The sequence below is a fragment of the Streptococcus sp. 29892 genome (assembly GCF_032594935.1).
GTDB classification, from domain to species: Bacteria; Bacillota; Bacilli; order Lactobacillales; family Streptococcaceae; genus Streptococcus; species Streptococcus hyiners.
In genome coordinates this window covers 980,198-1,006,833 of sequence record NZ_CP118734.1, presented here as the reverse complement: position 1 = coordinate 1,006,833, position 26,636 = coordinate 980,198, and the positions used below count along the sequence as shown (strand labels likewise).

Annotated in this window: 19 protein-coding genes; 3 read left to right on the top strand and 16 right to left on the bottom strand. The window is 41.0% G+C overall.

Annotation, left to right across the window (positions count from 1 at the left end; genetic code table 11):
• The first annotated feature begins 17 nt into the window (after positions 1-17).
• Entirely contained in the window at positions 18-1,493 is a 1,476-nt protein-coding gene (locus PW220_RS05030) for a lipopolysaccharide biosynthesis protein (RefSeq protein ID WP_248054237.1), read from the top strand.
• A 56-nt stretch (positions 1,494-1,549) separates the two neighbouring features.
• Here the strand turns inward: PW220_RS05030 and PW220_RS05025 are convergent, their stop codons facing one another.
• Positions 1,550-2,734, bottom strand: a complete 1,185-nt coding sequence (locus PW220_RS05025; RefSeq protein WP_248054241.1) for a hypothetical protein — start codon at positions 2,732-2,734, stop codon at positions 1,550-1,552.
• A 272-nt stretch (positions 2,735-3,006) separates the two neighbouring features.
• Here PW220_RS05025 and PW220_RS05020 point away from each other — a divergent pair, with 272 nt between their 5' ends.
• Positions 3,007-3,945, top strand: a complete 939-nt coding sequence (locus tag PW220_RS05020; protein ID WP_248054242.1) for a glycosyltransferase family 2 protein — start codon at positions 3,007-3,009, stop codon at positions 3,943-3,945.
• Between the two features lie 61 nt (positions 3,946-4,006).
• On the opposite strand, the gene PW220_RS05015 is transcribed toward PW220_RS05020, so the two are convergent.
• From PW220_RS05015 to parE, 9 genes are all read right to left on the bottom strand, one after another.
• Positions 4,007-4,651, bottom strand: a complete 645-nt coding sequence (locus PW220_RS05015; RefSeq protein WP_248054244.1) for a CpsD/CapB family tyrosine-protein kinase — start codon at positions 4,649-4,651, stop codon at positions 4,007-4,009.
• A gap of 105 nt (positions 4,652-4,756) precedes the next feature.
• Positions 4,757-5,500, bottom strand: a complete 744-nt coding sequence (locus PW220_RS05010; RefSeq protein WP_248054246.1) for a YveK family protein — start codon at positions 5,498-5,500, stop codon at positions 4,757-4,759.
• Between the two features lie 221 nt (positions 5,501-5,721).
• Entirely contained in the window at positions 5,722-6,744 is a 1,023-nt protein-coding gene (locus tag PW220_RS05005; protein WP_248054248.1) for a branched-chain amino acid aminotransferase, read from the bottom strand.
• Positions 6,745-6,984: 240 nt separating this feature from the next.
• A complete protein-coding gene (parC, locus tag PW220_RS05000) occupies positions 6,985-9,438 on the bottom strand; it encodes a DNA topoisomerase IV subunit A (RefSeq protein ID WP_248054250.1) in 2,454 nt (817 codons plus the stop codon).
• Between the two features lie 16 nt (positions 9,439-9,454).
• Entirely contained in the window at positions 9,455-10,384 is a 930-nt protein-coding gene (locus PW220_RS04995) for a hypothetical protein (RefSeq protein ID WP_248054251.1), read from the bottom strand.
• The gene (locus PW220_RS04990) at positions 10,384-10,791 is read right to left on the bottom strand and encodes a cupin domain-containing protein (protein ID WP_248054253.1); all 408 of its coding nucleotides are present in this window, start codon (positions 10,789-10,791) and stop codon (positions 10,384-10,386) included. The genes PW220_RS04995 and PW220_RS04990 overlap by 1 nt, the downstream gene beginning before the upstream one ends.
• A 176-nt stretch (positions 10,792-10,967) precedes the next feature.
• Positions 10,968-11,471 carry a YkvA family protein gene (locus PW220_RS04985; protein ID WP_248054255.1) on the bottom strand — a complete coding sequence of 168 codons (504 nt, stop codon included), beginning with the start codon at positions 11,469-11,471 and terminating at the stop codon, positions 10,968-10,970.
• A gap of 32 nt (positions 11,472-11,503) precedes the next feature.
• Positions 11,504-12,106 carry a protein adenylyltransferase Fic gene (gene fic, locus PW220_RS04980; protein WP_248054257.1) on the bottom strand — a complete coding sequence of 201 codons (603 nt, stop codon included), beginning with the start codon at positions 12,104-12,106 and terminating at the stop codon, positions 11,504-11,506.
• Positions 12,107-12,129: 23 nt separating this feature from the next.
• A complete protein-coding gene (gene parE / locus PW220_RS04975) occupies positions 12,130-14,079 on the bottom strand; it encodes a DNA topoisomerase IV subunit B (protein WP_024377843.1) in 1,950 nt (649 codons plus the stop codon).
• Positions 14,080-14,220: 141 nt separating this feature from the next.
• Between parE and plsY the strand changes: the two genes are divergently transcribed.
• Positions 14,221-14,865 (top strand): glycerol-3-phosphate 1-O-acyltransferase PlsY, encoded by a 645-nt coding sequence (gene plsY / locus PW220_RS04970; protein ID WP_248054259.1) that lies wholly within the window; start codon positions 14,221-14,223, stop codon positions 14,863-14,865.
• Positions 14,866-14,875: 10 nt separating this feature from the next.
• On the opposite strand, the gene addA is transcribed toward plsY, so the two are convergent.
• From addA to uvrC, 6 genes are all read right to left on the bottom strand, one after another.
• Positions 14,876-18,697, bottom strand: a complete 3,822-nt coding sequence (gene addA, locus PW220_RS04965) for a helicase-exonuclease AddAB subunit AddA (protein ID WP_248054261.1) — start codon at positions 18,695-18,697, stop codon at positions 14,876-14,878.
• Entirely contained in the window at positions 18,697-21,966 is a 3,270-nt protein-coding gene (gene rexB, locus PW220_RS04960; protein WP_248054263.1) for an ATP-dependent nuclease subunit B, read from the bottom strand. The genes addA and rexB overlap by 1 nt, the downstream gene beginning before the upstream one ends.
• Positions 21,967-22,080: 114 nt before the next feature.
• Positions 22,081-22,245 carry a hypothetical protein gene (locus PW220_RS04955; protein WP_105117801.1) on the bottom strand — a complete coding sequence of 55 codons (165 nt, stop codon included), beginning with the start codon at positions 22,243-22,245 and terminating at the stop codon, positions 22,081-22,083.
• 727 nt (positions 22,246-22,972) lie between these two features.
• Complete coding sequence (obgE, locus tag PW220_RS04950) at positions 22,973-24,286, bottom strand: GTPase ObgE (RefSeq protein WP_248054265.1); 1,314 nt, start codon at positions 24,284-24,286, stop codon at positions 22,973-22,975.
• 200 nt (positions 24,287-24,486) lie between these two features.
• Positions 24,487-24,615: a DUF4044 domain-containing protein gene (locus PW220_RS04945; protein ID WP_248054268.1), complete on the bottom strand. Its 129-nt coding sequence runs from the start codon at positions 24,613-24,615 to the stop codon at positions 24,487-24,489.
• A gap of 56 nt (positions 24,616-24,671) precedes the next feature.
• Positions 24,672-26,456 carry an excinuclease ABC subunit UvrC gene (gene uvrC / locus PW220_RS04940; RefSeq protein ID WP_248054270.1) on the bottom strand — a complete coding sequence of 595 codons (1,785 nt, stop codon included), beginning with the start codon at positions 26,454-26,456 and terminating at the stop codon, positions 24,672-24,674.
• Positions 26,457-26,636 lie beyond the last annotated feature (180 nt).

The following is a 26,636-nucleotide window of genomic DNA, read 5'->3' as shown; positions in this document are numbered from 1 at the left end:
ACTGAAAGAAGAACTTAGTGAATACAAAATCTCTTAAACTAAATGGACTTATTTCTCTTTTGAATAAGGTTATCTCAATCATCTGTAGCCTTATTCTCCCCAGACTATTTATTACCGCTTATGGCTCTGAGGTCAACGGCCTCATGTCCAGTATCACTCAATATCTAACACTAATCAGTCTCTTAGATTTGGGGATGGGAGCCATTATTCAAGCTAGTATGTACAAACCATTATTAGATAAAGATACAGCACTCCTCTCGACTATCTATTATAAATCGCAGGCTTTTTTTAACCGAATCGGATTTGCCCTATTATTTTATATAGCTGGTCTATGTCTTTTCTTACCTGCCCACCTTTCTGGACAATTTACTCCAGGGCAAATTATAGGATTGATTCTGGTTCTTTCCCTATCTCATTTATTGCAATTTTTCCTAGGAATTACCAGTCAAATTATCCTTGGATCAGATCAGAAAGCTTATATCAAAGAAATTCTACAAGGCACAGCCAATATCCTCAACCTACTCCTTACCCTGGTTTTGATACAGTCGGGACAGACAGTTCTTATGGTAAAGTTTGCTTCCGCACTGATTTTTATCCTTCCACCTCTTTTTATCAGCTTCTATGTCCGTCGTAGTTATAAGATTTCCAAAACTCTTCGGGATCGGACTTACCAGATCCAGCAACAATGGTATGGAATCGGTCAACACATTGCTTACACCATCCAAGAGAGCACGGATATTGTCATTTTGTCCATGTTTGCCAGCCTGTCACAAGTTTCAGTCTATGCCGTTTACAATACCGTTTTTCAGGGAATTAAGACATTTTTAAATGCAGCAACAAGTGGCCTTCGCCCATTTTTAGGACGTGCTCTACACATGGAGGAACAGAAGCTATTGCAAAGACAATTCCATAAAATGGAATGGCTCTTACACACTAGCTCTACCATTTTTATCAGTAGTGCCTTTCAACTAGTCACTCCTTTTGTTGTTCTTTATACAAAAAAAATTACCGATGCCAATTACAATCAACCTCTTTTTGGCTATCTTATGACACTTGCTATTCTGTTCTATGCCTTACGCTTGCCCTACCGGACCCTGGTTTTTTCCAAAGGAGACTTCAAAAATACCCAATTTGGTACCTATTTCGAAGCTGTATTGAATCTTGGCCTGTCTCTCGCCTTGGTTTTCGAATGGCAGATCGTCGGGGTTGCAATTGGCACTGCGGTTGCCCTTTTCTTCAGCTTGATTTACTACATGTGGTACTCTTATTCCCATATATTAAAAACCGACTTACGTCTACTGAATAAACAGCTGCTGGTGGATGCAGGTGTATTTCTCTTATCGAATCTTTTACTATTGCCACGAGTCAACAAAATTGAATCATTCATCTCCTGGATTTTCTTTGGATTTATCAGCATTTTCTTGACAACTTTTATCAGCTACATCTTGAATAGGATCGTTTTGAACAAGAATCTTCTTCATTTTAAGAAATAAGAAAACTCCCTCAATTATCAAGTAAGATTACTTGAAATTGACGGAGTTTTTATGAATCATAAATTAGATTTTCTAGAAGTTTCTTGCTGATAAATAGCAAATAGGATTGCTACAAAAATAATAAAACTTTCCCCTTCGTACATACTTCCTGATAAAAAATACTTTAGAAAGAAGGAAGACACTGCAAAGATAACCATTTTTTTATTGATATAATTTGACATAAGGAAGATCTTACAGACAAAAAATAGTAAGGACACTAAAACCAAGCCACCTAGCATCCAACCAAAGGCGAGTAAGGTTTCCAGAATAAAATTGTGGACGTAAATTTTTTCAGGCATAATGGTTCTGTCAAAGAATAGGCCATTAATTTCACCGCCCATGAACTTCAAATACGAAAGTGCAGTGTCAATCATGACAACCCTACCTGTACTATCTCCCAAATCTCCTTGCTGTAAACGACTCAGGATATAGGAACCTTCAATTTCTATGGTTCCCAATCGTTGTCTTACTAGAAAGAAGATTCCAGCAAAAATTCCAACGCTAAAAATGAAACGTGAGAATTTCTTAAGTGTTAGACGACGAATGATCTTGTTTTCAATCAATTCAAGAAGCAAACCCAAGATGCCTCCCACTGCTAACCAAATTAAAGGACCACGTGCTCCATAAATAACACCTTCCAAAAGCATTACGACTGCGATTCCAGCTTTGATTAAGGTAGGACGATGGATAAAATTCAGAGTAAATAAAACCCAAATCGGCAATAAGTTATAGGAATAGGTCATGTAATTGGTCACATCATTAAAAACATACTTGACAATGAAAGCAATACAGATGACAAAATAATTTGTATATTCTATCCACTTACTTGAAAACAATAAAGAAAAATCATCTATTCTCGATAAGATCAAAATAGAGTAGGGAAGATAGTAAAGGTAGATCATTGTCATCACTACCCCGGAAAAAATATCTTTTACAAAGGGATCAGCAGTTAGATACAATATAAAATATAGGAAATAAATACCATAAAGTACCACCAATCTCTTTATAGATACTCCAAAGCGAGTAAATATGACCAATGCTAATAAATAGACTACTGCATAGCAAATATAGATACTTCTTGCAGCAAGAAATGCAAATCCTATCTTTTGAAGAAGGAGGGACAACAACATATTGAGTGGAAAAATCACTATCGAAACATATAAAAAGGATACACTCCACTTATTAAATAATTTATTGCACATTATAAGCCACCAACCTTTGATTTGCTAGCCACCTTAACCGTGTTAACTGAACAATCGGAGGTAGACCACTTGATGTAGTCATAAACAACTCTTTATACCACTTTCTAATCAATTTGTACATCCTTTGTATTTATTTTCATTCATACTAACACTCCATTATAACACTTGGAGGTATAAAATGAAAATAATTGGGTCAACAGCCATTCCAATATTAGTAATTGGCTTATTTTACGATTTTTATGGTATAATTCTCAAAGGAAAGGAAGATTACCATGCCAAAAGTTTCTATCATCGTTCCAGTGTATAATACTGAAGATTACATTGGTGAATGTATTGAATCTATCTTAAACCAAAGCCTAACAGACATTGAACTAATATTAGTTAACGATTGTTCTACAGACAGATCCTTGGACATTTTGAGAAAATATGAGCAAATAGACTCTCGAATTCACATTATCGATTCAATATCCAAAACTGGTGTTGGTGAAGCACGCAACAAAGGAATTGAACGTGCATCAGGTCAGTACATTTCATTTGTTGACTCTGATGACTTTCTTAAAAAAGATATGTTTGAGAAACTTTATCAAAAAGCCTTGACTGATAAAGCAGATTTGGTACTTTGTGACACAGGAACCTTCTCTTCTGATGGAAGAGAAAAATCTGTCTGGTATAAACCGATTTACGGTAAAGCGCAACTGAAAGATATTTTTCATAATACTCAACCAACTGCCCGGATGGTGGCTAAAGAATTAATTGATAAAATCAACTTCCGTTTTTTACCAGGAATGGGTGAAGGCATCTATTTTGAATTGATGATTCATGCAGAAAACATTACTACTGTACACGAAAAACTATATATCTATCGCTCTAGGGAAGGCTCTCTAAGTACTACACCTAAGCCTGAAAACAATCTAAAATCAATGGAGAATAATCGCATAATGGGGGAAAGAAACCCAGATTATAAGGATTATTTTACCTTTAAAATGATTGAAGATTTACTTCAAATGATAGCTAATGCTGTAAAAATAGGAGATAAAACAGCTTATCGTACATCCAAAAATTATCTAGATTCATTAGATTATTTAAGTAATCCATTCATTAAAACATTTTACAAGGATTCCCTACCACTTCATCGCTACTTTATAAAAGTATATATTCTACCATCGAACTATACCATCGCTCGCCTGCTATCATCCATAGTCTCTAGATAATCCATAAAAGGAGCTGAATCATATCAGCTCCTTTTTGATTGTCGGTTGAATAATAATTGGCTTACTTGGGAGTATCAGGTCCTGAACCATAATAATAGTAGGAATCTTTCTGACTAGTTGCTACATCATTCATCACATAGCCTAATATATGTGCCTCAACGTTATTAAGATTGCGTAAACTCTTCTCAAGTTCAGCTTTCAGAACATACTCTTGGCGGACTACTAGAATCATACCGTCTACTTTTCTGGACATGATCTGTGCATCTGTTACACTATTTACTGGGGGTAAATCATAAATGATATAGTCAAAGTAAGCTACTAATTCTTCCATCAATTTGGTCATATTTTCTGACTGAAGCAACTCCGATGGATTTGGTGGAATCGGTCCAGAAGTTAATATGTACAGGTCCAAATCTGCCAAGTAGTTGACACACTGTACAAATTGTCCCTCTTTGCTAATAACTAGGTCCGTCAAACCTTTCACATTAGAGACCTTAAAAGTACGATGGACGGTGGGTTTTCTTAAATCTGCATCAACGATTAGTACTTTCTTCCCTGCCGAGGCTAAACTATGTGCCAGGTTCGCAGATACTGTCGATTTTCCTTCGCCTGGAATAGAGGAGGTAACTCCGATGGATTTTACTTTCCCATTTAATTGAGCATATTCAAGATTGGTTCGCAGCACGCGAATCTGCTCTGCATTCAAACTCGTTGGCTGTGTTGCAGAATAGAGTGGAGAACCTTGTAATTGTTGTTTATGTAATACTTTTTGTCTCTTCTTTTTTCCAAAAAACATAAAACAGCTCTCTTTCTAAGATGATTGTTTCGATTGGTAGTGTGCATTACCAATTTCTTTTGCACTCATGTCATATAATTCAGTCAAAAGTGTCAAATTATAGCTTTGTAAAATTGCATCATTCTTGACTGTTCGATCCAATAAATGTCTAGCAATGACAAAACCAAAAGAAAGAAATATACCTGCTAATATACCAGAAACAATATTTTTAATAAGACTTGGTGATACCTTACTACTACTATATGAAGCAGGAGAAAGAACGACCACTTTACCAAATCCTTCGCTATAAATTTCTTGTAACGTTTTACTAAATACAGTCGTAATTTCTTCTAAAATTGCTTGGGCTTCTGTTGCATCATCCAATCGGAGTTTGACAACAAATGCTTGTGAATCCTCAGTTTGAACAAAGCTTAAACGTTCTTTCAAGTAGGCAGCAGAATACTCGTTACCAAAAGTCTCAGAAACTTTTCCCAATACCGGAACACCATATAAAATATCCCGATAGGTTGGAATCATTTCTAAATTCGTTCGAATAGATGTTGCAGCCTGCGCGTAAGTATTGGTATTCCCCATTTCGATTGGATCTTGAGCAACCAATAGCTGGGCACTTGATTCATACTGCGGAGTGATTCCAAATTGTGCATAGAGGCCCATAGATAAGCCTCCTATCGAAGCACAAATCGCAATCAAGACTATATTTTTCTTAAAGAGATGAATGAGCTCTAAAAAATTCATTATATCATCGTTTTTTCTATCCATTTGTGTTATTCCTCTCTCCATTCAGGAAAATAATTTTGCTCTACATTCCATTATATCAAAATTGTTTATAATTAGTAGTTAAAAGACCTTACAATATCATACTGAGGTATTTATATATATTCTTACAGAATAACAATGTCCACAAAGGAAAATATAAAAGACCTAGATATACTGCAAAAGCATTCCTAGATCTTATGTCTATTCCATTCACACTACTAGAATTAGTCCACTTCAACAATCCATCCTTCTGGTGCTTCAATATCACCAAACTGGATGCCTGTTAATTCTTCATAGAGTTTTCTAGTCACTGGTCCTACTTCTGTTTCGCTATGGAAAACATGGAATTTGTCTGCGATTTGGACACCACCGATTGGCGAGATAACAGCTGCCGTTCCGCAGGCACCTGCTTCGACAAACTGGTCTAATTCTTCGACAAGGACTTCACGTTCCACAGCCCTCATCCCCAGACGATGCTCTGCCAAATACAAAAGTGAATACTTGGTAATGGACGGCAAGATTGACGGTGAAATAGGTGTGACAAATTCATTATCAGCTGTGATGCCAAAGAAGTTTGCAGACCCTACTTCTTCAATCTTGGTGTGGGTAGCTGGGTCCAGGTAAATCACATCTGAGAAGCCCTGCTTTTTGGCATATTGGCCCGGTAAGAGCGATGCCGCGTAGTTACCGCCGACCTTGGCTGCCCCTGTACCATTTGGCGCCGCACGGTCGTACTTGTCCTGAATGAGGAAGTTGGTTGGAGCCAAACCACCCTTGAAGTAATTGCCAACTGGCATGGCAAAAACGGTGAAAATATACTCTTCCGCTGGTTTTACGCCGATGATATCGCCAACACCGATCAGGAGCGGACGGAGATAGAGGGTGCCACCAGTTCCATAAGGAGGAACATAGTCTGCATTTGCCTTGACCACCTCTTTACAGGCCTTGATGAACAGATCAGTCGGTACAGGTTCCATGAGCAAGCGGTCAGCTGTTCGTTGCAGGCGCTCAGCGTTTTGGTCTGGACGGAAAAGTTGTAATTTACCAGCTTTTGTACGATAAGCTTTTAATCCTTCAAAAGCTTGTTGCCCGTAGTGGAGGGCTGGTGAGCTTTCTGAAATATGAAGTTCCGCATCTTCTGTCAGCTGCCCCTCAGACCACTGGCCGTTCTTGAAATGAGCGATGAAGCGGTAAGGTAGTTTCATGTAGGCAAAACCAAGGTTTTCCCAGTCGATGTTTACTGTCATATAGTTTCTCCAAAGGTGTTTTTTATTATTTTACTACTTTTGAAAGTGATTTACAAGAAAAATTCAGAATATTTTGCAACATTAGAAAAAACCCGCCGGAGCGGGTTCGTTCTATATCCGTTAGTACCAACCAATCAGCTGATGCAGCCATTCCTCAAAGGTAGGAAAGACTTTCATGGCAAGGACTATCAGTACTAAGATAGTGAACAAAATAAGGAATTTCTTTTTCATTCTAAATATCTAATCTATCCAAGTCCTAAACACTTCCTCATCAGAAATGGTATCCGAGATAAAGCTACCATTGCTGGTGCGTTCAGACAGGCTGAGCTGGGTCACATCAACATCATAGAGTTTACCAGTTTTGGACTGGACATGAAGAACTTGACTAGTCGTTTCATCTTCATTTGCCGTGCTAAAGAGGTCAAAATCGCCCTGATCCGTCAAGACTGGACCCGCCGCAAAGACACGGTGAGGCTTAGCCTTGAGTTCACGAAGGACCTGCAGACCACGCTTGGCACGACTGGTCACAGGGATTTCCTCCGTCGCCATCCGCTTGAGGCTACCACGCTGGGTCAGGAGATAGACGGAGCTGGTGTTGCTGATAAAGGCCGCAGCCACCACATCCCCATCCTTAAGGTTGACCGCCTTGACACCAGCCGCCTTGGCGCCGATAATCGGCACTTCTTCGATGTTAAATCGCAGAGCGTAGCCCTTTTCTGTCATGAGCATGATGTCGTCCAAGACCACAGGCGATACAGTAATAACCACATCTTCGGCATCTTTGAGTTTGGCATACTTGGTTGACTTGGACTTGTAAGTCCGCCATGGCGTGAACTCCTTCCGCTCCACACGCTTGATTTGACCGTATTTGGTCACCGCGAAATAAGTTCCCTCATCAAAATTCTCCACCAATTCAGCGAAGATAATCTCTTCATCGGTATCAAAGTTCATAAGAGTTTGGCTCAGGTGTTCGCCAATATCCTTCCAACGAATATCTGTCAGTTCATGGACAGGTCGGTAGATGACATTTCCAAGATTAGTAAAGAGCAAGAGGTGCTGAGTTGTCTTGGCATTCTGCAAGAAAATCAGCTGATCGTCATCCCGCTTGCCCATTTCTTCAAGCGTTGAGGCATTGAAAGAACGCGGACTTGTCCGTTTGATGTAACCTGCCTTGGTCACGCTGACAAAAGTTTCTTCCTCGACAATCAAGCTAGCGGTGTCAATCTCAATCGCTTCTGCCTGATCTTGCAATTCACTCAAACGAGGATTGCCAAACTGTTTCTTGACCTCACGCAGTTCTTTCTTCATGAGATTGAACATGGTCCGTTCGTCGCCGATAATGGCTGACAAGGTCTGAATCTGCTCGCGTAGAGCTGCTTCTTCATTCTCCAAGGTCACAATATCGGTATTGGTCAAGCGGTAGAGTTGCAAGGTCACGATTGCTTCTGCCTGCTCCTCGCTGAAATCATAGCTGATTTTCAGGTTTTCCTTGGCATCAGCCTTGTTTTCAGAAGCACGGATAAGGGCGATAACTTCGTCCAAGATGGAAATGACACGAATCAAACCTTCTACGATGTGGAGGCGTTTTTCAGCCTTTTCCTTATCAAACTTAGACCGAGCAATGATAATCTCACGGCGGTGGCCGATGTAGCTGGACAGAATCTTCTGCAAGCCGACCTGACGCGGTGTGAAATTATCAATGGCCACCATGTTGAAGTTATAATTGATTTGCAGATCGGTGTATTTGTAAAGGTAGTTGAGAATGGTTTGCTCGTCGCTGTCTTTTTTCAGCTCAATGGCAATCCGCAGACCTGTACGGTCTGACTCGTCACGTACCTCAGCAATACCAGGAACCTTGTTGTTGACACGGACATCATCAATCTTTTTAACCAGAACAGCCTTATTTACTTCGTACGGAATCTCCGTCACAATGATCTGTTTCTTTCCACCCTTAAGTTGTTCAATGTCACAACGGCTACGGACTACGACACGGCCCTTTCCAGTTTCATAGGCCTTCTTGATTTCGTCAGCCCCTTGGATAATGGCACCTGTTGGGAAGTCTGGTCCAGGCAAGAACTCCATCAGCTTTTCTAATTTAGCTGTCGGATGATCAATCATGTAGACAACGGCATCGATGACCTCCGCCAGATTATGCGGCGGGATGTCAGTCGCGTACCCAGCTGAAATTCCTGTCGCTCCATTGACCAAGAGATTAGGGAAGGCAGCTGGTAGCACCGTGGGTTCTTTTTCCGTATCGTCAAAGTTCCAAGCAAATGGCACGGTCTTTTTCTCGATGTCGGCCAGCAGATAACCAGCCATTTCTGACAGGCGAGCCTCGGTGTAACGCATAGCCGCTGGCGGATCGCCGTCCATGGAACCGTTGTTCCCGTGCATCTCCACCAAAATCTCGCGGTTCTTCCAGTCCTGACTCATGCGGACCATGGCATCATAAATAGAGGAATCACCGTGTGGGTGGAAATTCCCCATGATATTTCCGACTGACTTAGCAGACTTACGGTAGCCCTTGTCAAAGGTGTTGCCGTCCTTATTCATAGAGTAGAGGATACGGCGCTGAACAGGTTTCAGACCATCCCGAATGTCCGGTAGAGCCCGCTCCTGAATAATGTATTTGGAGTAGCGACCAAAACGCTCTCCCATGATGTCCTCAAGGGACATGTTTTGAATGTTGCTCATAATAATCCTTTAAACATTAAGAGATGTTATTGCTATAATATTTCAACAACGAAGTCGCTTGATTAATAAGATTTCCTCTATCAAGAAATTGATTTTCCATGTCAATTTCTCTTATTGAAAAATAAACTTGCTTAATCTCAAAATTATTTGCAACAGCAAACGCAAATCCTGTAATCACTTCATTAATTAAAATTGAATAGGGAAATTTAAGTTTATTTGTTCCAATAGCTCCTAAAAATAATCTATCAAATTGTTTTAATTCATGAAATTTTGAATAAATATCAATGATAATTTTTCTTGAATCAATACCTTTTATATTATCCAAGTCATTGTATTTTAATCCCTCAGCGGTTTTAAAAGAATTTACTACAAATAAAATAGGTAAAATATTACTTGTTCTAAATTTTAAAGAAGCTTTGAATTTCACCAAAACTATATCACCGAGAGCCAATTTTTGTGTTGAATCATTTAAATCTATATTTAGCTGACTTTTCACACATTCATTTAATTGATTCTGTAAATCCGACCTATTTATCCCTTCTTGCTCTAACAGTTTTAAAAGATCGGACAGTACACTACCGTTGGATGCATTTTCTAATAATCCACTTTGATCCAAGCCAACAACGAACAAGGTATTTTGCTCAGCATTAACTTTTTTGTCGCTAATATATTGCATATTTTCAAGATAGTCACCGAGTAAAATTGAAAATTTTCTTGTTGAATTAAAATCAAAGTGGAGCTTTTTGGATTTCAGTTTAAAGAAGTTTTTTATTAATAAAGTAATTAACACAATAAATAATGAAACAATAAAAATTAAATAATAAAACTTAAATTCTTTAAAATCAAAAATAGTAGTAGCAACCCCCCATACAGTAATGTAAAAAGTTAAAATTCTTATCATATCTGTAAGCGAGAATGATAACACATTAATTAAAAATTTAAACATTACCATCCTCCCTGCCATCTTTTCAAATCATCCGACAACTCAAGCAAAACTTTATCATTTCCGCCAGGAACTTTTGTGAATAGTATTCTTGTTCCTCCCAAACACTTTGTAGCATATTTCATATTAGGCTCAATTAAAAAAATATCTCCCTTATGAAAAGTATATTCTTTACCTTCCTCAACAAGCAACACTTTTATTCGACCCTCTAAAACATAGTTATATTCATAATTATTCAAATGAACATGAGGCGCATCTGCCTTAAATTCCTTATAATCAGATATTCCCATCTCATATTTTTGAAAATCAAAGTGTTCAACAGAATTATCCGACTTTAATTTCCCTGATAAATAAACTCTGTCATTCTTCACTAAGCTTTGTTCAATTTTTTCACTTAAAATATTTTTCATTTTTACTCCTAATTAAGTCAGAATAATTTCCTTATTCGATTACTAAACCGTTTTTGATACATCAATAAAATACTTGATTAATTCAAAAAAGTAATTTCATATACTCACTGATTTAATTGAAATAATTATTTTAAAAGTGAGTATTTTCTTTTCTAAATTTTTTGAAAATAGCAGAGCTACTCTTCCACCGTCCGCTTCCTTGCTTGCCAGTTTCTGAAATCATCCACATCTGACTTAACTAATTTGAGGCAGGCATTAAGGACAAAGGCATCATCTAGCAAACCTGGTCCGAATAGGAAATCAGGCAAAGCATCCAGTGGGCTGAAAAAGTAAATTAAGGCACCAATTGTAGCCAAAATAGCTCCTTTTGGTAAGGTTGTATATTCTCGCTTAACATAGCTTCTAACCATGGAAATCATCCCCGGAATGGCTGAAAACTTGTCCCCGCCAAATGGTAGTCGCGCCAATTTCTTCTCGATATCTTGTAGAAAATGTTCCAATTTCCCTTGATCAGACAACAAGGCCTCTGCCCGTTCTCTAGTCTTGGACGATTTCCAAGTTTCAAGCGCCTGGTCAAACTTTTCCTCTAATTCCTGTTTGTTTTTAAATGGCTTACGCTTTCGAGCCCATTCAGTCAGCTGTTTTTGAAAACGGTCAGTTAATTTTACTCTTAGTGGCATAAAACACCTCACATAGTTTGCTTGTGCTAGACTTACAAATCCTCTGTCCGATAGAGGTTGTATCCTTCATAGTAATAGGAATGGTCGATACCTTTAAAATAGGTTGCTTGCCCAAGATCGTCAGTCAAAGCGTGTAACAACAAATATTTGAGTTCGCCTGTTGACACATGGCTTCTAACCATGGCATTGAAATACTCATCTTTATCAATGCTATTCCAATCAACTACCTTGCCCAACCTATCCCGTAGCATACAATCCAACCAGATACGCATACTGCGACCATTTCCTTCACGGAATGGGTGTGCAATGTTCATATCTGCATACTTGTCAATAATCTCATCAAAGGTTTCATGTGGTAGCTTGTCAATATAAGCCAATGACTGCTCCAGAAAAATACGAGGGGCAAATTGAAAGTTATCCTTGGCAATGTTTACATCACGAATTTTACCTGCAAAGTCGTAAATATCCTCAAATAAAGCCTGATGAATTTGTGCCAAACCTGCAAAGGTTCCAACTTCTATCTGGAACAATTGCCCAGTTTCGAACAGTTGAGCTGCTTTTTTCTTGCTGATTTGTTCTTCAAGACGGGCTAATTCAGCCGAATTTTCAATCCCCAATTTATTTTCTAAAACCATACTGCACCTCAACTTCCCTGAGATTATTTAGTAAAAGCTGTCGCCTCTTCCAATGTAAACTTAACATTGTCCTCAATCCACTTGCGGCGTGGCTCGACCTTGTCGCCCATAAGGACAGATACACGGCGTTCAGCACGGGCTAAATCTTCAATGGTGACACGGATAAGGGTACGAGTTTCAGGGTTCATAGTCGTTTCCCAGAGCTGATCGGCATTCATCTCACCAAGACCCTTGTAGCGTTGGAGGATAAAGCCCTTGCCAAAATCCTTGCGGAGATCTTCTAATTCCCCATCAGACCAAGCATAAGCAATCTTTTCTGTCTTGCCCTTACCTTTTGACATCTTGTAGAGGGGCGGAAGGGCGATATAAACCCGGCCTGCTTCTACTAGCGGTCGCATATAGCGATAGAAGAAGGTCAGCAAGAGAGTCTGAATGTGGGCACCGTCCGTATCCGCATCGGTCATGATTATAATCTTGTCATAGTTGACATCTTCCAGCGTAAAGTCTGAACCAACACCTGCACCGATGGTGTAAATCATGGTGTTGATTTCTTCGTTTTTGAGGATGTCCGCCATTTTAGCCTTGGCAGTGTTGATAACCTTACCACGCAAAGGTAGGATGGCTTGGAATTTACGATCACGGCCTTGTTTGGCAGAGCCTCCGGCCGAATCTCCCTCGACCAGATAGAGTTCGTTTTTGGCTGGATTTTTGGACTGGGCTGGGGTTAATTTTCCTGATAAAAGCCCCTTGTCCTTCTTGTTTTTCTTACCGTTTCGGGATTCGTCACGCGCCTTACGCGCAGCCTCGCGGGCGTCACGCGCCTTAATGGCTTTACGAACTAGATTAGATGCTAGCTCGCCATTTTCCAAAAGGAAGAAAGTCAGCTTGTCCGATACAATGCCGTCCACCACAGGACGAGCAAGCGGGCTGCCCAGCTTGTCCTTGGTCTGTCCTTCAAACTGCAAATGCTCTTCTGGCACAAGGATAGAGAGGACCGCAGACAAACCTTCACGGTAATCTGAGCCTTCTAAGTTCTTGTCCTTTTCCTTGAGCAAATTAGTCTTACGAGCATAGTCGTTCATGGCCTTGGTAATGGCTAGTTTGAGACCTGTTTCGTGGGTACCGCCATCCTTGGTCCGAACGTTGTTAACGAAGGAGAGAATGTTGTCTGAATAACCATCGTTGTACTGCATGGCCACTTGAACCTGGAAACCTGCATCTTCTCCTTCAAAATAGAGGACTGGCGTCAGGGTTTCCTTGTCTTCGTTGAGGTAGGATACAAAGTCTTGAACGCCATTTTCATAGTGATACTCCTCCTGCTCGCCCGTCCGCTCATCTGTCAAGGTCATGGTGACTTGTTTGAGCAAGAAGGCTGACTCTTTCAAACGTTCGGCAATGGTGTTGAACTTGAAATCAGTCGTTGAAAAGATGGTATCATCAGGCATAAAGGTAACTTTTGTACCTGTTTTTGATTTTGGAGCGGTACCAATCTTCTCTAAGGTCGTGACTGGCTTTCCACCCTGCTCAAACCGTTGCTTGTAAACAGCACCGTCACGGGTAATTTCCACTTCCAACCAACTGGACAGGGCATTGACCACCGAAGAACCAACCCCGTGCAGACCACCTGAAGTCTTGTAGCCACCTTGACCGAACTTACCACCTGCGTGGAGAACGGTGAAGATAACTTCAACGGTTGGCTTGCCTGTTGCGTGCATACCGACAGGCATTCCACGTCCACGGTCGGAAACGGACAGACTACCGTCCTTGTTAATGGTCACGTCAATTCGGTCACCGAAACCAGACAAGGCCTCGTCGACAGCATTATCGACAATCTCCCAGACCATGTGGTGCAGACCATTTCCGTCTGTGGAGCCGATGTACATACCAGGGCGTTTGCGAACAGCATCTAGCCCTTCTAATACCTGAATGGCATCGTCATTATAATTATTTATGTTAATCTCTTTCTTAGTCAAAACTGACCTCCATACTTGTCATCCTTACTATATTACAAGTTTTTGAGCATTTTTGCAAAATTTTTCTGCTAACTTTCGGCTGGAACAGCTAAGAAAACGCATTTGAGGAGAATTCAAAGGAAATTGTGCTATAATGGAAGCATGTTAGTCAATCTTATTTTATTATTCGTCGCATATTTATTAGGTTCTATTCCATCAGGACTTTGGATTGGTCAGGCTTTTTTCAAGATCAATATCCGCGAACATGGTTCAGGCAATACAGGAACCACCAATACCTTCCGTATTCTCGGTAAGAAGGCGGGCACTGTCGTCTTTCTGATTGATTTCCTCAAGGGAACCTTGGCAGCACTGCTCCCAATTATTTTTCATGCCCAAGGAATTTCTCCGATTGTCTTTGGATTGATGGCTGTTTTAGGACATACTTTCCCCATCTTTGCCCAATTCAAAGGCGGAAAGGCTGTTGCCACATCTGCTGGTATGCTTTTAGGGGTTGCACCTGCTTTCTGCCTCTATCTCATTCTAATCTTTGCCAGCTCCCTCTACTTGACATCCATGGTGTCATTCTCTAGTGTTTTGGCAGCAGCCTTAGCCATCTTAGGAGCTCTGCTATTTCCAGCACTAAAATTTATCCTACCTAGCTACGACTGGCTCTTTACCATTATCATCGTCTTTTTGGGGCTCTTTGTCATCGTTCGACACAAGGAAAATATCCAGCGGATTTTGAAAAAAGAAGAAAATTTAGTTCCATTCGGCCTCAATCTAACCAAACAGAAAAAGCGAGTTTAATCACTCGCTTTTAATTTACCTTGACCTCTACCACTTCAATCTTCTCCCCACCAAGCAAAATCAAATGACAGTCTACACGATCTATCTTGTAGGCTTTTTTCAATGCTTCTGCGTAGAGTTGCATTTGAGCTTGGTAACGTTGGCTAAGTTGGCTTGGCTGGTCATACTTGTCTGTCTTGTAATCAAAGAGGACAATGTGATCATCATAGAGTAGGTAGCCATCGATAATCCCGCGAAGGACAAATTGTTCCTGTGATACAGGATCTATCTGCAAACTTGCAAATGGAGCTTCTCGGTGTAGTTTGTCGGTATTGGCTAGAATTCCCTGACCCAAGTCTGTATCAAAGAAATCCAAGATCTTTTGAATATCAATCTTGTCCTTAACAGCCTGATCTGCATGAACAGCTTCTAGAGCTTCTCTTACCGTATCTTCTGTCACCAACCAAGACAAGTCCAAGCGTTGCATGAGTTCATGGACTGCTGAACCGACTTGAGCTCCAGTAATTTTTGGTTTCTTGGAGAAATCTGGCAAGTTGAAAGTCCGTTTTGTTTTGGATTTTGCCAAGCCCTGCCTTGTATCGGACTTATCCATGATTTCCATTCCTTCTTGTTCCAAAATAGGCTCATAGAGTTTCTTGATTTGACTTGGAGTGCGTAAACTTGGTAATTCTATAGCAGCCTTATAGCCTTCGTTCAACTCTTGGACAGAAGACAATAATTTCAAACCAATCTCAATGTCTTTTAACTGGATTTTTTCTATTCGATCTGACTTCACTTCTTTGGCTTGATCAGTTGGGTCAGCTTGCTCTAGTAGTAACTGTTCAGACACAGTAACCTCTACGGTTTCAGTTGCTACTTTCGTACTTTCTTCCACAGTTTCTTGCTCTGTCTGTTCTTGGTGGCCTCCCCCCTGTTCACTGTCTTCTACCATGTCCTCATCCGTCACAAATCTTTTCTTGAAGTGAAGGTCTTGACCAGTAAAGGCAGCATCAATGGCTAGTATCCAATCTTGAAAGCTGACCATATTTTCTCTTGTTGATTTAGCCAAGACACCATTTTCTTGTTTGCCATCATACCTGACAGATAGTTTTTCTTTGTCCCCTTTTCCAACCAAGTAGAGTTTTACCTCGGCTCGGGTCAGGGCTACATAGAGCAAGCGCATTTGTTCAGATAGATTGGCAATTTTCAGCTCTTGCAAGTTACGACGATAGGGAAGAGTATTCATCAGCACGCGCACCTGGGGTAATGAACTCCTTACTCGATTTTTCATGTCTGCCAGATACTGAACCCCAAGTCCATTTTTTCGACTGATAATAACAGACTGGTAATGGTCCTCTAAGTTAAATTTCTTATCAATATTCATAAGAAATACATACTTGAACTCCAACCCCTTTGACTTATGAATAGTCATGAGTTGCACTGCGTTTTCCGGAACAAATTCTTGAACATCTGCCAAGTCTTTGTCGTTGGCTAAGGCACGATCAATCATGGCAATAAAGCGAGATAATCCCTTGTAACCAGTCTTTTCAAATTGATGAGCACGCAAACCCAGGGCGTAAAGATTAGCTTGTCGCTTGCTGGCATTTGGCAAAGTAGCTACATAGTCGTAGTAGAATTTTTCATTGAAAATCTTCCAAATCAAATCATGGATAGAATGTAGCTTGGCAAAAGAACGCCAGCTATCCAATACTGACAAAAAATGACTAATCTTAGTTTGCAAACCTTTTGTAATCAAGCTTTTCCTAGCACAATTCTCTTGGTCCGCATCATCTTTGATACCTTCTATTTGTTTCGCTTCTTCCATCTTTTGATAGAAAAATCCTGTATTAGCCTGTAGGGAAATGCGGGTCAATTCATCCTCATCAAATCGAAACATAGGAGATTTGAGAAGGGCTACTAGGGCATAATCATTGAGCGGATTGTTAATTACCCGCAAGGTATCTAGCATGACCATGACTTCCAAGGATTTCAGATAGGATGTTAACCCACCATCAGCCACTAAGGGAATACCATACCGGTCAAAAATGCTTGTAATCAGATGATTGTGGGTTCGTTTTTGGACTAATAGTGTAATGTCTTCAAATTTTACGTTCTTCTCCTTATGCAGACGTAAGATTTCCTTAGCCACCATTTCAACTTCGCCAGCTGATATGGCCACCTCTTCTTCCCTATCCTCTGTATCAGACTTATCTTCCTTCTGACTATAGAGCCAGTACTCCATCTGATTTTCTGGCTTATAAGTAGGTTTTTCACTATTACCAAAGACTAGGCGGTGGCTGCCATCATAGTTAATTTCACCCACCTGTTTATCCAAAAGGCGAGTAAAAATCGCATTAGTCGCTTCTACAACCTCGATACTGCTGCGGAAATTCTCCTTGAGTAATATCAATTTTCCTGCCTCTGGATTAGACTGATAAAGTTCAAATTTCTCTTGGAAAATCATCGGATCAGCCTGACGGAAGCGATAGATTGATTGTTTGATATCCCCTACCATGAAGCGATTGTGCCCATTAGACAGCAAATCCAACATTCGCTCTTGACTGTGGTTATTGTCTTGGTACTCGTCCACCATTACCTCATGGTACTTGTCTTGGAAATACTGGCGAATGTCCTCGTTTTCCTCTAAAATCCGAATGGCAAAATGCCCAATATCCGAAAATTCAAAGGCAGCTTCCCTGATTTTCAACTCCAAATAGGCTTGTGAAAAATCCAAAACAAAATCACGCAGAAGCTCCAACAAAGGCAGAGCTTGAAGCTGGTAGTCTTTAAGCAAGTTCAATTCATAGGCTTCCTGCCCTAACTCCCGCAAGCCTTCAATAATTTGTTTCTTACCAGCATTATATTCTTCCTTAAAAGCTAGTAAATGCTCATCCTTAGGACGCTTAGCATTTGTCAACCCCCTGCCATTGGACTGGCTATTGATGAGTAGAATTTTTTCAACCCGTTCCGTCAAGTCCTTTAGCCCCAAGCCATCTAAATCTGTCAAAAGACCCACAACCTCTTCAACATTAGCAAAATATGGAGCAGAGCCAAAATCTTTTTTGCCCCACTCTATATGATGACGGAAAAAGTCCCCTGATTGATGGAGTTGGTCCAAAACAGTTTGCTTATAGTCTTGCTCAAGCATCTGGTCAATTTTTTCCTGGCTATAAAGTTCTGACTGAACAGCCTTTTCTTTTAGCCATTGGGTCGGATTGCTAGTTGATTGGCTAAAATCATAAATCTGGTAGACAACCGTGCGAAAACCGCTATTGTCTTTCCGACTACCTGAAAAATTGCTGACCAGCTTCCGAAAGTCCCCTGATTTGTCATTTTCTAAATAGGTTGCAAAAATCTGACTAAAAATTTCTTTTTTGAAACTAGATTTTTCAACCTCATCTTGTAGGATACGAAACTGGGGCGAAATACCCAGACTATAGCCATAGGTCGTGACTAATTTCTGCGTGAAAGAATCCATGGTCCCGATATCAGCCTTGGTCAAATCAGCCAACTGAGCTGATAGGTGTCGCCTCAAGTCCATATCGCTAGTCGCAGCAATGGTTTTATTAAGATTTTCCTCAATCCGATCCTTTAGCTGACCTGCTGCCTTAACTGTAAAAGTAGAGATAAAAAGCTCTTCAATCCCCACACCACGTTGTAGCTTGTCCAGTATCCTCTCCACCATGACAAAGGTCTTGCCAGAACCAGCTGACGCTGAAACAAGTATGTTCTGACTATGACTATAAATGGCTTCAATCTGCTCAGGTGTCCGCTTGGGCTTCTTTGCAGAAGCAGCCTCCTCCAACTGAATAGCACGAATTTCTTCTGCACTTAAAAATGGTTCAAAAGCCATTAGTCCTCTTCTCCTTTCATTCTCTCTAGCCAATTCTCTCGTTTTGTTTCTTTGACCAAACGACGAGCCATTCCCATATGTCGATCGGCCTCAAAACCAGTAATGGCCTTCAGTTGCTCACCAGCAACCGAACGTCCATCTTTTGTATAAGGGTTAATAGCAAAGCGACCATTGAGAATTTCCTCAGCAGCCTTCTGATAGAGATGTCGATTATGCTCCAGTAGAATATCACATTCCTCTTTCTCATAGGTCTGCTTCTCTGTCTTATAAAGGGATGAAAGACCTTGACTTTCCCCTTTAATAAATAAACCCTTGTAGACTAAACTGGTATTGGCAAGCTGCTCTATGTCTTCCATATTCTTCGTATCCTTTAATCGGATAAGAGGATTTTGTAAATGTAGATACATAGCTCCAAAAGCAGCCTTTTCTTTTGTTTCTTTCAGATGGCGCACAGCTTCCAAATAAGTGACCAATTGGGGTTTCAAACCATTGTAAAAATCAGCCAATGAGAAGGTCTGATCACTGGACTTGTAATCTACGATACCTACAGCATTATTTATCAATAAAGTATCCAAGCGGTCAATGGTACCATTGATATGAATTGGCCGATTGACCTGAGTATCTAGGATTTTAATAGCTTGTTCCTCACGGAAACTCTTTTCCTGACCATCAATAGCGACCAAATCATTATCCCTTAGAACAGTCGCTGTAGAGCGAGCAATCGTATCTAAAACTTGCCCCGTGAACTCCGCTTCGGCATCCTGACTATAAAACATCTTAAACTCCGCTTCATTGTGAGTGTCAGAAATAGCCTTATCCAACTTCTGCTCAAAACTATCACTAGATTTGTCCATAGCAAAGCGTTCCATGACACGATGTAGAAAGAGCCCGTGCTGGGTCACTGTCGGATGAATGGTTTCCTGCTCCCGCAAGCGTAGGATATTGCGAATAAAGTAGAGATACTGGTTATTGTAAAAATTGGTCAAACTAGAGGCCGATAGTTTTAAAGGCTTATCTGCTGGATAGAGAACTGCTCGAGTATCTTCACTTAAGGCGACTGGACTGATATCATCCTTGATTTCAGGAATAGAAAGATCTTTTGCTGCAAATTTTTCTTTTAGCTCGGATACCAAAGTCGTCCAAAAAGCTGATTGACCTTGCCAATCTTGTTCAAGGCTTGAGAGGGCTGGCTCTTTTAGCTGAGAGAGCAAGCCTTTATAGTAACCGACATCTTGAGGATTTGGACTGAGTATTCGACCATGCGGTATCACTTGAAACTTCATCAGCTCGACGAGAAGGCCTATATAAGGGGATTGAGGATCTTCACCTTCATTGTATATCTGAGGTGCAGAAAGAACCAAGTGTTCCGTAGCCGCATTTAGTAAGGATATCATGGTAGCGTGGTTTTTCTTAATATTGTCACGACTGACCAAGTCAAAACGAGAGGAGCTAGCTGATACCAGATTGACCTTGGCCATCTCTTCTTCGGTCAACAGACTGGTATTCTTAGCAACTTTTGGGAAATTAGCCTGTCCCATACCGATAGCAAAAACGTACTTGGCAGTATGAGGCATAATCAAATCATAGGATTTTACATTGACCACATCGACTGTTGCTGGAACAGTCCTATACTGACTGGCCTGCATTCCAGCCTGTAAAATAGCCAGAAAATCATCCAACTTCATTTTTTCATTACCAAAAATCTGACGAAGAGAATGAAGAGTATGGATAAAGCTATTCCAGACTTGTTTCGCCTTATCCTGCTCTGCTTCACCTAGCCCTTTAGTGAGCACTTCCATATTTTGAGTTAGCTGAACAGCCTCTAAAAAGACCATAAATTTCTCTAGTAGACTACTAGCCTTTTGCGGACCAGCCTTAAACAAGGTCAGCAAAGGCTCCATAATCTTGGCCCGCAGAGGTTCTAAGACATTCAAATCATAGATAAGACCCTTCTCTTTAATTATCTCCACATCATAGTCTGCTCTGCTATTGACCAAAAAGGGCCGTGAAAAAGCAGCCTGGCCCTTCATATCTGCAAATTGCACATAAGATTCAAAAAGATCCAGTTCCTTTGGAGAAATACTGGCGTACAAGCCTGATTTGAGAAGGTTGAGCAGGTCCTCTGGTCTGAAACGATTGCGACGCAAGCGTTGGAGTGACTCAACAAAATGCACGAGAGGATGGTGACTCATCTCTTCTGCCTTCCCCAAATAGTAGGGGATGTCAAATCTATCAAACACCTTGCCAATTTGTAAATGATAGCTATCAACATCGCCAACCAACAAAAGAATATCCTTGTAACGAACACCCTTGCTAAGTAGATGACGAATGGCGATTGCAACCTGCTCCACTTCAGCTTTTTGATTGATAACTTTCCAAATCTCAATCTTGCTTTGATCTGCCTCCGTTAGGGCGAGCTGAGAACCACTATAATCGTAATGACATTCCAGATTCTTGGAAATTTTACCTAGACTATCCAAAACAGGCTCCTGACCAATGTAGTCAATTTTGCTGCTAAAGTGGGCAGATAAGTGACGCAAAAAATCAACATTGGCCTGATAAACGTTTCCTTCAATATAAGCTGCCTTTACAGCCTTTTTACTAGCATAAACACCTATCAGAATCTCCGATACCCGTTCATTTAAGGCGCTTACCAAGGCCTCCTCTTCTGCTGAGAAACGAGAAAAGCCATCTATAACAAGGACTATTTCTTTTAACTGCTGATCTAACTGACCTGTTTCAATCATACTAATCAGCTGTGCTAACTTGGATCGGTGCTCAAAGCCTTCTTTGACCAAAACATCAGTTACTGCCAGAATTATCTTGGTCAAATCAGCCTGTTTGTCAGGAGAATCCATGGCTTCCAAGTCTAAGACAGACATATTGGCCCCTTGCAACTCTTTATATAGTGCTACTAGTTGATTGATAAAACCAAAATCTGTCTTTAAACGCCCATAGACTTTCAAATCACCATCTTTAAACTGTGATAAGACACGGAAAAAAACCATGGCCAAGCCTACATCATCAAGCGACTGCCTTTCCTCTATCTTATCAATCAACAAATAACGTCCTAATTGACCGAAACGTGTCACGATGATGTCAAAAGTTGCTTGCTCTGGCAAGTATTCCAAAACCTTGCGTTCCATTTCAAATGATAGGGAGTTAGGAGCAATATAAAAAACACGCTTCCCTTGTTTGGCAAATACTGCCGCCTGCTCTGTCAGATACTGTGTCAGAGGATTACGAATATCTGTATAGACTAATTTCATTCGGCCACCACGCTTTCTTAAAATATTCTATGTCTAGTATAGCAAAATTTGGTTAACATCTGAACAAAAAAAATAGAATCTGCCAGTCATGCAATACACCAGCAGATTCTAACTTTACTCATTTTCTTTCTCTTTGGCTATACGCTCTCTTTCCAAGCGCAATTTACGATTGGGATTGAGCGTGTTAAAAAGTTCTTCCAATTTCTCAGCATTCCAAACATCTGCTGCAGAAACGAAATTTCCATCCTTATCCTTGAAGGATATCGGTTTATCACCCATAGACACCTCCAAATTTCTATCATTACTTATTTTCTACTCGTCCAAGTTTAAAGCAACTGAAACAGTCTATTCCAAGACTACCTCGCCTTCGAGTTCCCCAGTTAAAACCGTGCCAACTTATCGGATGTATTACGACATGGAGTACAGGCAGTCGATGTTACTGCCTATACGGAATTAATAAGGTTGGTAGGTAGTCCGCCATAGCGGCTATCGTACTACATCAAGTCCTTTAGGACTTAGATGTGATCCCAAAGTTACGAAACGGAACCCAAATGGTCGATACTACCATTTGGGTGAAGTTAGTAAGGTAGCTAGCCAAGGTCCCCTAGGACTTGGCGTAGTTTGACTAGCAAGTTAACTTGCAGTCAAAATGCTTAACTCGCTTTCGAATTTTTAAGCTCGAGCTTCTGTGGTCGCTTTCATATTTCAAGGCGACCAGCTGAAACAGTTCCCCAAACTGTTTCACTCCACTGGACAAGTTACGACATGGAGTACAGGCAGTCGATGTTACTGCCTGTACGGAATTAGTAAGGTTGGTAAGTAGACCGCCATAGCGGCTACCGTACTACATCAAGTCCTTTAGGACTTAGATGTGATCCAAAGTTACGAAACGGAACCCAAATGGTCGATACTACCATTTGGGGGAAGTTAGTAAGGTAGCTAGCTAAGGTCCCCTAGGACTTGGCGTAGTTTGACTTGCAAGTTAACTTGCAGTCAAACTGCTACGTTAATCAACAAACTCGAATTCAAACTTGCCGATGCGGACGGTGTCTCCGTCTTTTGCTCCGCGCGCGCGGAGGGCTTCATCGACACCCATTCCTCGCAACTGGCGGGCAAATTTCATGACTGATTCGTCACGGTCAAAGTTGGTCATAGTAAAGAGTTTTTCTAGCTTATCACCAGATAGAATCCAGCTGGCATCATCTGAACGGCTGATATCAAATTCTGGTTCATCTGGGTTGAAGCCGTAGTAAGCCTCTTCTTCTTGGAAATCTGATTCATCATAAAGCAAGAATTCTGGTGTTTTCTCTAGCAATTCTGCTGTTGCCTCCAAGAGATTTTCCAAACCTTGGTGAGCAATCCCTGAAATTGGGAAAATCTGTGGCAGTTCGTCAAATTCATCATAGTTTGCTGCCAATTTTTTCTTAAATTCTTTCAGATTGTCAGCTGCTTCCGGCATGTCCATCTTATTGGCGACAATAATCTGTGGGCGTTCCATGAGTCGAAGATTGTAGGTTTCCAATTCATTGTTGATAGCTACATAGTCCTCATAAGGATCACGACCTTCACTTGCTGACATATCCAAGACATGCAAAATAACACGTGTCCGCTCGATATGGCGAAGGAATTGGGTACCTAGACCGACACCTTGACTAGCCCCTTCAATCAAACCTGGTAAGTCTGCAACTGCAAAGGATTCACCAGATTTAGTCCGAACCATTCCCAAGTTTGGAACAATAGTAGTAAAATGATAGGCACCAATTTTTGGCTTGGCTGCCGTAATCACGCTGAGCAGGGTTGATTTACCAACCGATGGAAAACCAACAAGCCCAACATCAGCAAGGACTTTCAATTCTAATTCCAATTGGCGTTCTTCACCTGGTTCCCCATTTTCAGAAATTTCTGGTGCAGGATTTTTAGGTGTCGCAAAACGGATATTACCACGACCACCACGTCCGCCATGGGCAATGATAAATTCTTGGCCATGCTCCACCAAGTCAGTAATAACCTTGCCAGTTTCCGCATCGCGCACAGTAGTTCCCTGAGGGACACGGACCAACATATCTTCTGCGCCACGCCCATGCATTCCCTTTGTCATGCCTTTTTCGCCATCGTCAGCCTTAAAACGACGGTTGTAACGGAAGTCCATCAAGGTGCGCAAGCCCTCATCCACGACAAAGACCACATTACCACCACGACCACCGTCGCCACCCCAAGGACCGCCATTGGGTACATATTTTTCACGGCGGAAGGCTACCATGCCATCGCCACCCTTACCAGCCTTGACCGTAATCTTGGCTGTATCTAAAAACATACTCATAATTTACCTATTCTTTCCTAGAAAAAAACGCTTAGAAGCGTTTTATAATCTGTATCACAAGCAAAATTCAAATATAAGAATTCTTTTCAAGTTAAACAAAGCAGTTTTTAGGGAAATACAGTTGTATTTTGAAAAAAAAACTAACAATGAGGAACTGAAAGCTAACCTTACCATAGAAGTGCTGAAGTGTGTACAGGTTCTTAATTCATCAATGCATTGATAGCTGGTAAAATCAAACCAGCCAAGGTTATTAGCACCATCACAATAACGATGATAATTGTCACCTTCTCAAAAAATGTTTTCTTATGTTTTACTTCTCCAAAAGCCATGGCTTTCTCCTTATTTTTGCAATATCATTTTATTCTACCATAATTGAACCATTTTTTCAATTCTCACCTCTATCTGATAAACTTTCCTTCACCTTCTCCGCCACCTTATAAGGTAGACCAGCTTCTGCGATTTCCTGCAGACTGGCCGACTGGATATTGCCAATGGACTTGAAATACTTCATCAGGGTCTGCTTGCGTTTTGGTCCCAGACCCTCTATGCCATCCAATTTAGATGAAAAGGAATTTTTTGACCGAACCTGACGATGAAACTCAATGGCAAAGCGGTGCACTTCATCTTGAATTCGATGAAGAAGGAAAAATTCCTGAGAATTACGGGGTAGTTCAACCACCTCTAAGGGATTGCCAAAAAGCAATTCGTGGGTCTGGTGCTTGTCATTCTTCTGCAAACCTGCAATAGGAATGGACATGCCTAGCTCCTGCTCGATGACCTGCTTGGCGACATTTACCTGACCTTGACCACCGTCAATGATAATCAAATCAGGCGGTGTCAAATCGTCCCGCAAGACCCGACTATAACGGCGTTGCAGCACTTCACGCATAGAGGCGTAATCATCCGGCCCCTCAACCGTCTTAATCTTGTACTTGCGGTATTCTTTTTTATTGGGCACCCCATTTTCAAAAACCACCATGGCCGACACAGGACTGGTCCCCATGATGTTGGAGTTGTCAAAGGCCTCAATCCGCACAGGCGTCGGAATTCCCAAAAGCTGACCGATATTCTCGACTGCACCATAGGTCTTCTTCAGATTTTTCTCCAGGAGATTAAACTTCTGCTCCAGACTGACACGGGCATTCTTGGTGGCCAGAGCTATGAGTTGCTTCTTCTCACCACGCTGGGGTTTAAGCACCTTGGTCGCCACCAGAGCTTCTACGGCTTCTTGGTCAATATCCTGCGGTATCAACACTTCAGATGGAATTAAATGCTGCTGGTCCCTGTAAAACTGACCGATGTAGGTCAAAAAGTCTTCGTCCGCATCATTATAGTAGGGAAAGAGATTGACATTCCGCTCAATTAGTTTTCCCTGACGAACAAAGAAAACCTGTACACACATCCAGCCCTTATCTACATAGTAGCCAAAGACATCTCGATTCTGCAAGTCATGGGCCATCACACGCTGCTTGGTCCGCAGGGTTGAAATGGATTGGAGGACATCTCGGTATTCCGCAGCCTTTTCAAATTCCAGATTGCCAGCAGCAACTTTCATCTTGTCCTGGACTTCCTTGACAATCTTATCATCATGACCTGTCAAGAACTGGGCCACTTCCTTAGCCATCTTGTCATAGTCAGACAGGCTGGGCAGGTTTTCCCCGTGTGCCAAACATTGCCCCAAATGATAATAAAGACAATACTTGTTCTCAGGCAATTTACACTTGCGGAAAGGATAGAGGCGCTCCAATAGTTTAAGGGTTTGATTGGCCGCACTAACGTCAGGATAAGGACCAAAATACTGACCACCATCCTTTTTTATCTGCCGTGTAATGATTAGCCGCGGATGGCGTTCCTTAGTGATCTTGATGAAAGGATAGGACTTGTCGTCCTTGAGCATGATATTGTAGCGTGGCTTGTTTTCCTGAATGAGATTGATTTCCAACAGAAGTGCCTCAATATTGGAGTCTGTCACGATAAATTCAAAATCGGCAATTTCAGCTACTAAGGCTTCTGTCTTGGTATCATGGGCACCACGAAAATAAGACCGCACCCGATTTCGCAGGTTTTTGGCCTTGCCCACATAGATAATCTTACCGTGCTTGTTTTTGTGGAGGTAACAACCCGGACTATCCGGCAGCAACTCCAACTTGTGCTTGATTAAATCGTTCATAAAACTATTGTAACACAAGTTTAATCAATGGAACACTAGACATCTTCTCAAAAAAACATTAAATTTTCTCACAATTTAATGACTTGGAATGTTATATTTTCTAACATAAGGAATTGATAGATTTTGCAAAAATTTTCAGAATATGGTATACTAGCAAAGTTATTTTATATAGAAGGAGTA

Excerpts from the sequence above, each read along its gene's own strand:
- plsY (WP_248054259.1), top strand. The coding sequence starts at position 14,221 with ATGTTAGTCAATCTTATTTTATTATTCGTCGCATATTTATTAGGTTCT.
- PW220_RS04995 (WP_248054251.1), bottom strand. The coding sequence starts at position 10,384 with ATGTTTAAATTTTTAATTAATGTGTTATCATTCTCGCTTACAGATATG.
- PW220_RS05010 (WP_248054246.1), bottom strand. The coding sequence starts at position 5,500 with ATGGATAGAAAAAACGATGATATAATGAATTTTTTAGAGCTCATTCAT.
- PW220_RS04955 (WP_105117801.1), bottom strand. The coding sequence starts at position 22,245 with ATGGGTGATAAACCGATATCCTTCAAGGATAAGGATGGAAATTTCGTT.
- uvrC (WP_248054270.1), bottom strand. The coding sequence starts at position 26,456 with ATGAACGATTTAATCAAGCACAAGTTGGAGTTGCTGCCGGATAGTCCG.
- PW220_RS04945 (WP_248054268.1), bottom strand. The coding sequence starts at position 24,615 with ATGGCTTTTGGAGAAGTAAAACATAAGAAAACATTTTTTGAGAAGGTG.
- rexB (WP_248054263.1), bottom strand. The coding sequence starts at position 21,966 with ATGAAATTAGTCTATACAGATATTCGTAATCCTCTGACACAGTATCTG.
- PW220_RS05025 (WP_248054241.1), bottom strand. The coding sequence starts at position 2,734 with ATGTGCAATAAATTATTTAATAAGTGGAGTGTATCCTTTTTATATGTT.
- PW220_RS04985 (WP_248054255.1), bottom strand. The coding sequence starts at position 11,471 with ATGCCACTAAGAGTAAAATTAACTGACCGTTTTCAAAAACAGCTGACT.
- addA (WP_248054261.1), bottom strand. The coding sequence starts at position 18,697 with ATGGCTTTTGAACCATTTTTAAGTGCAGAAGAAATTCGTGCTATTCAG.
- PW220_RS05020 (WP_248054242.1), top strand. The coding sequence starts at position 3,007 with ATGCCAAAAGTTTCTATCATCGTTCCAGTGTATAATACTGAAGATTAC.
- obgE (WP_248054265.1), bottom strand. The coding sequence starts at position 24,286 with ATGAGTATGTTTTTAGATACAGCCAAGATTACGGTCAAGGCTGGTAAG.
- parC (WP_248054250.1), bottom strand. The coding sequence starts at position 9,438 with ATGAGCAACATTCAAAACATGTCCCTTGAGGACATCATGGGAGAGCGT.
- PW220_RS05005 (WP_248054248.1), bottom strand. The coding sequence starts at position 6,744 with ATGACAGTAAACATCGACTGGGAAAACCTTGGTTTTGCCTACATGAAA.
- PW220_RS04990 (WP_248054253.1), bottom strand. The coding sequence starts at position 10,791 with ATGAAAAATATTTTAAGTGAAAAAATTGAACAAAGCTTAGTGAAGAAT.
- fic (WP_248054257.1), bottom strand. The coding sequence starts at position 12,106 with ATGGTTTTAGAAAATAAATTGGGGATTGAAAATTCGGCTGAATTAGCC.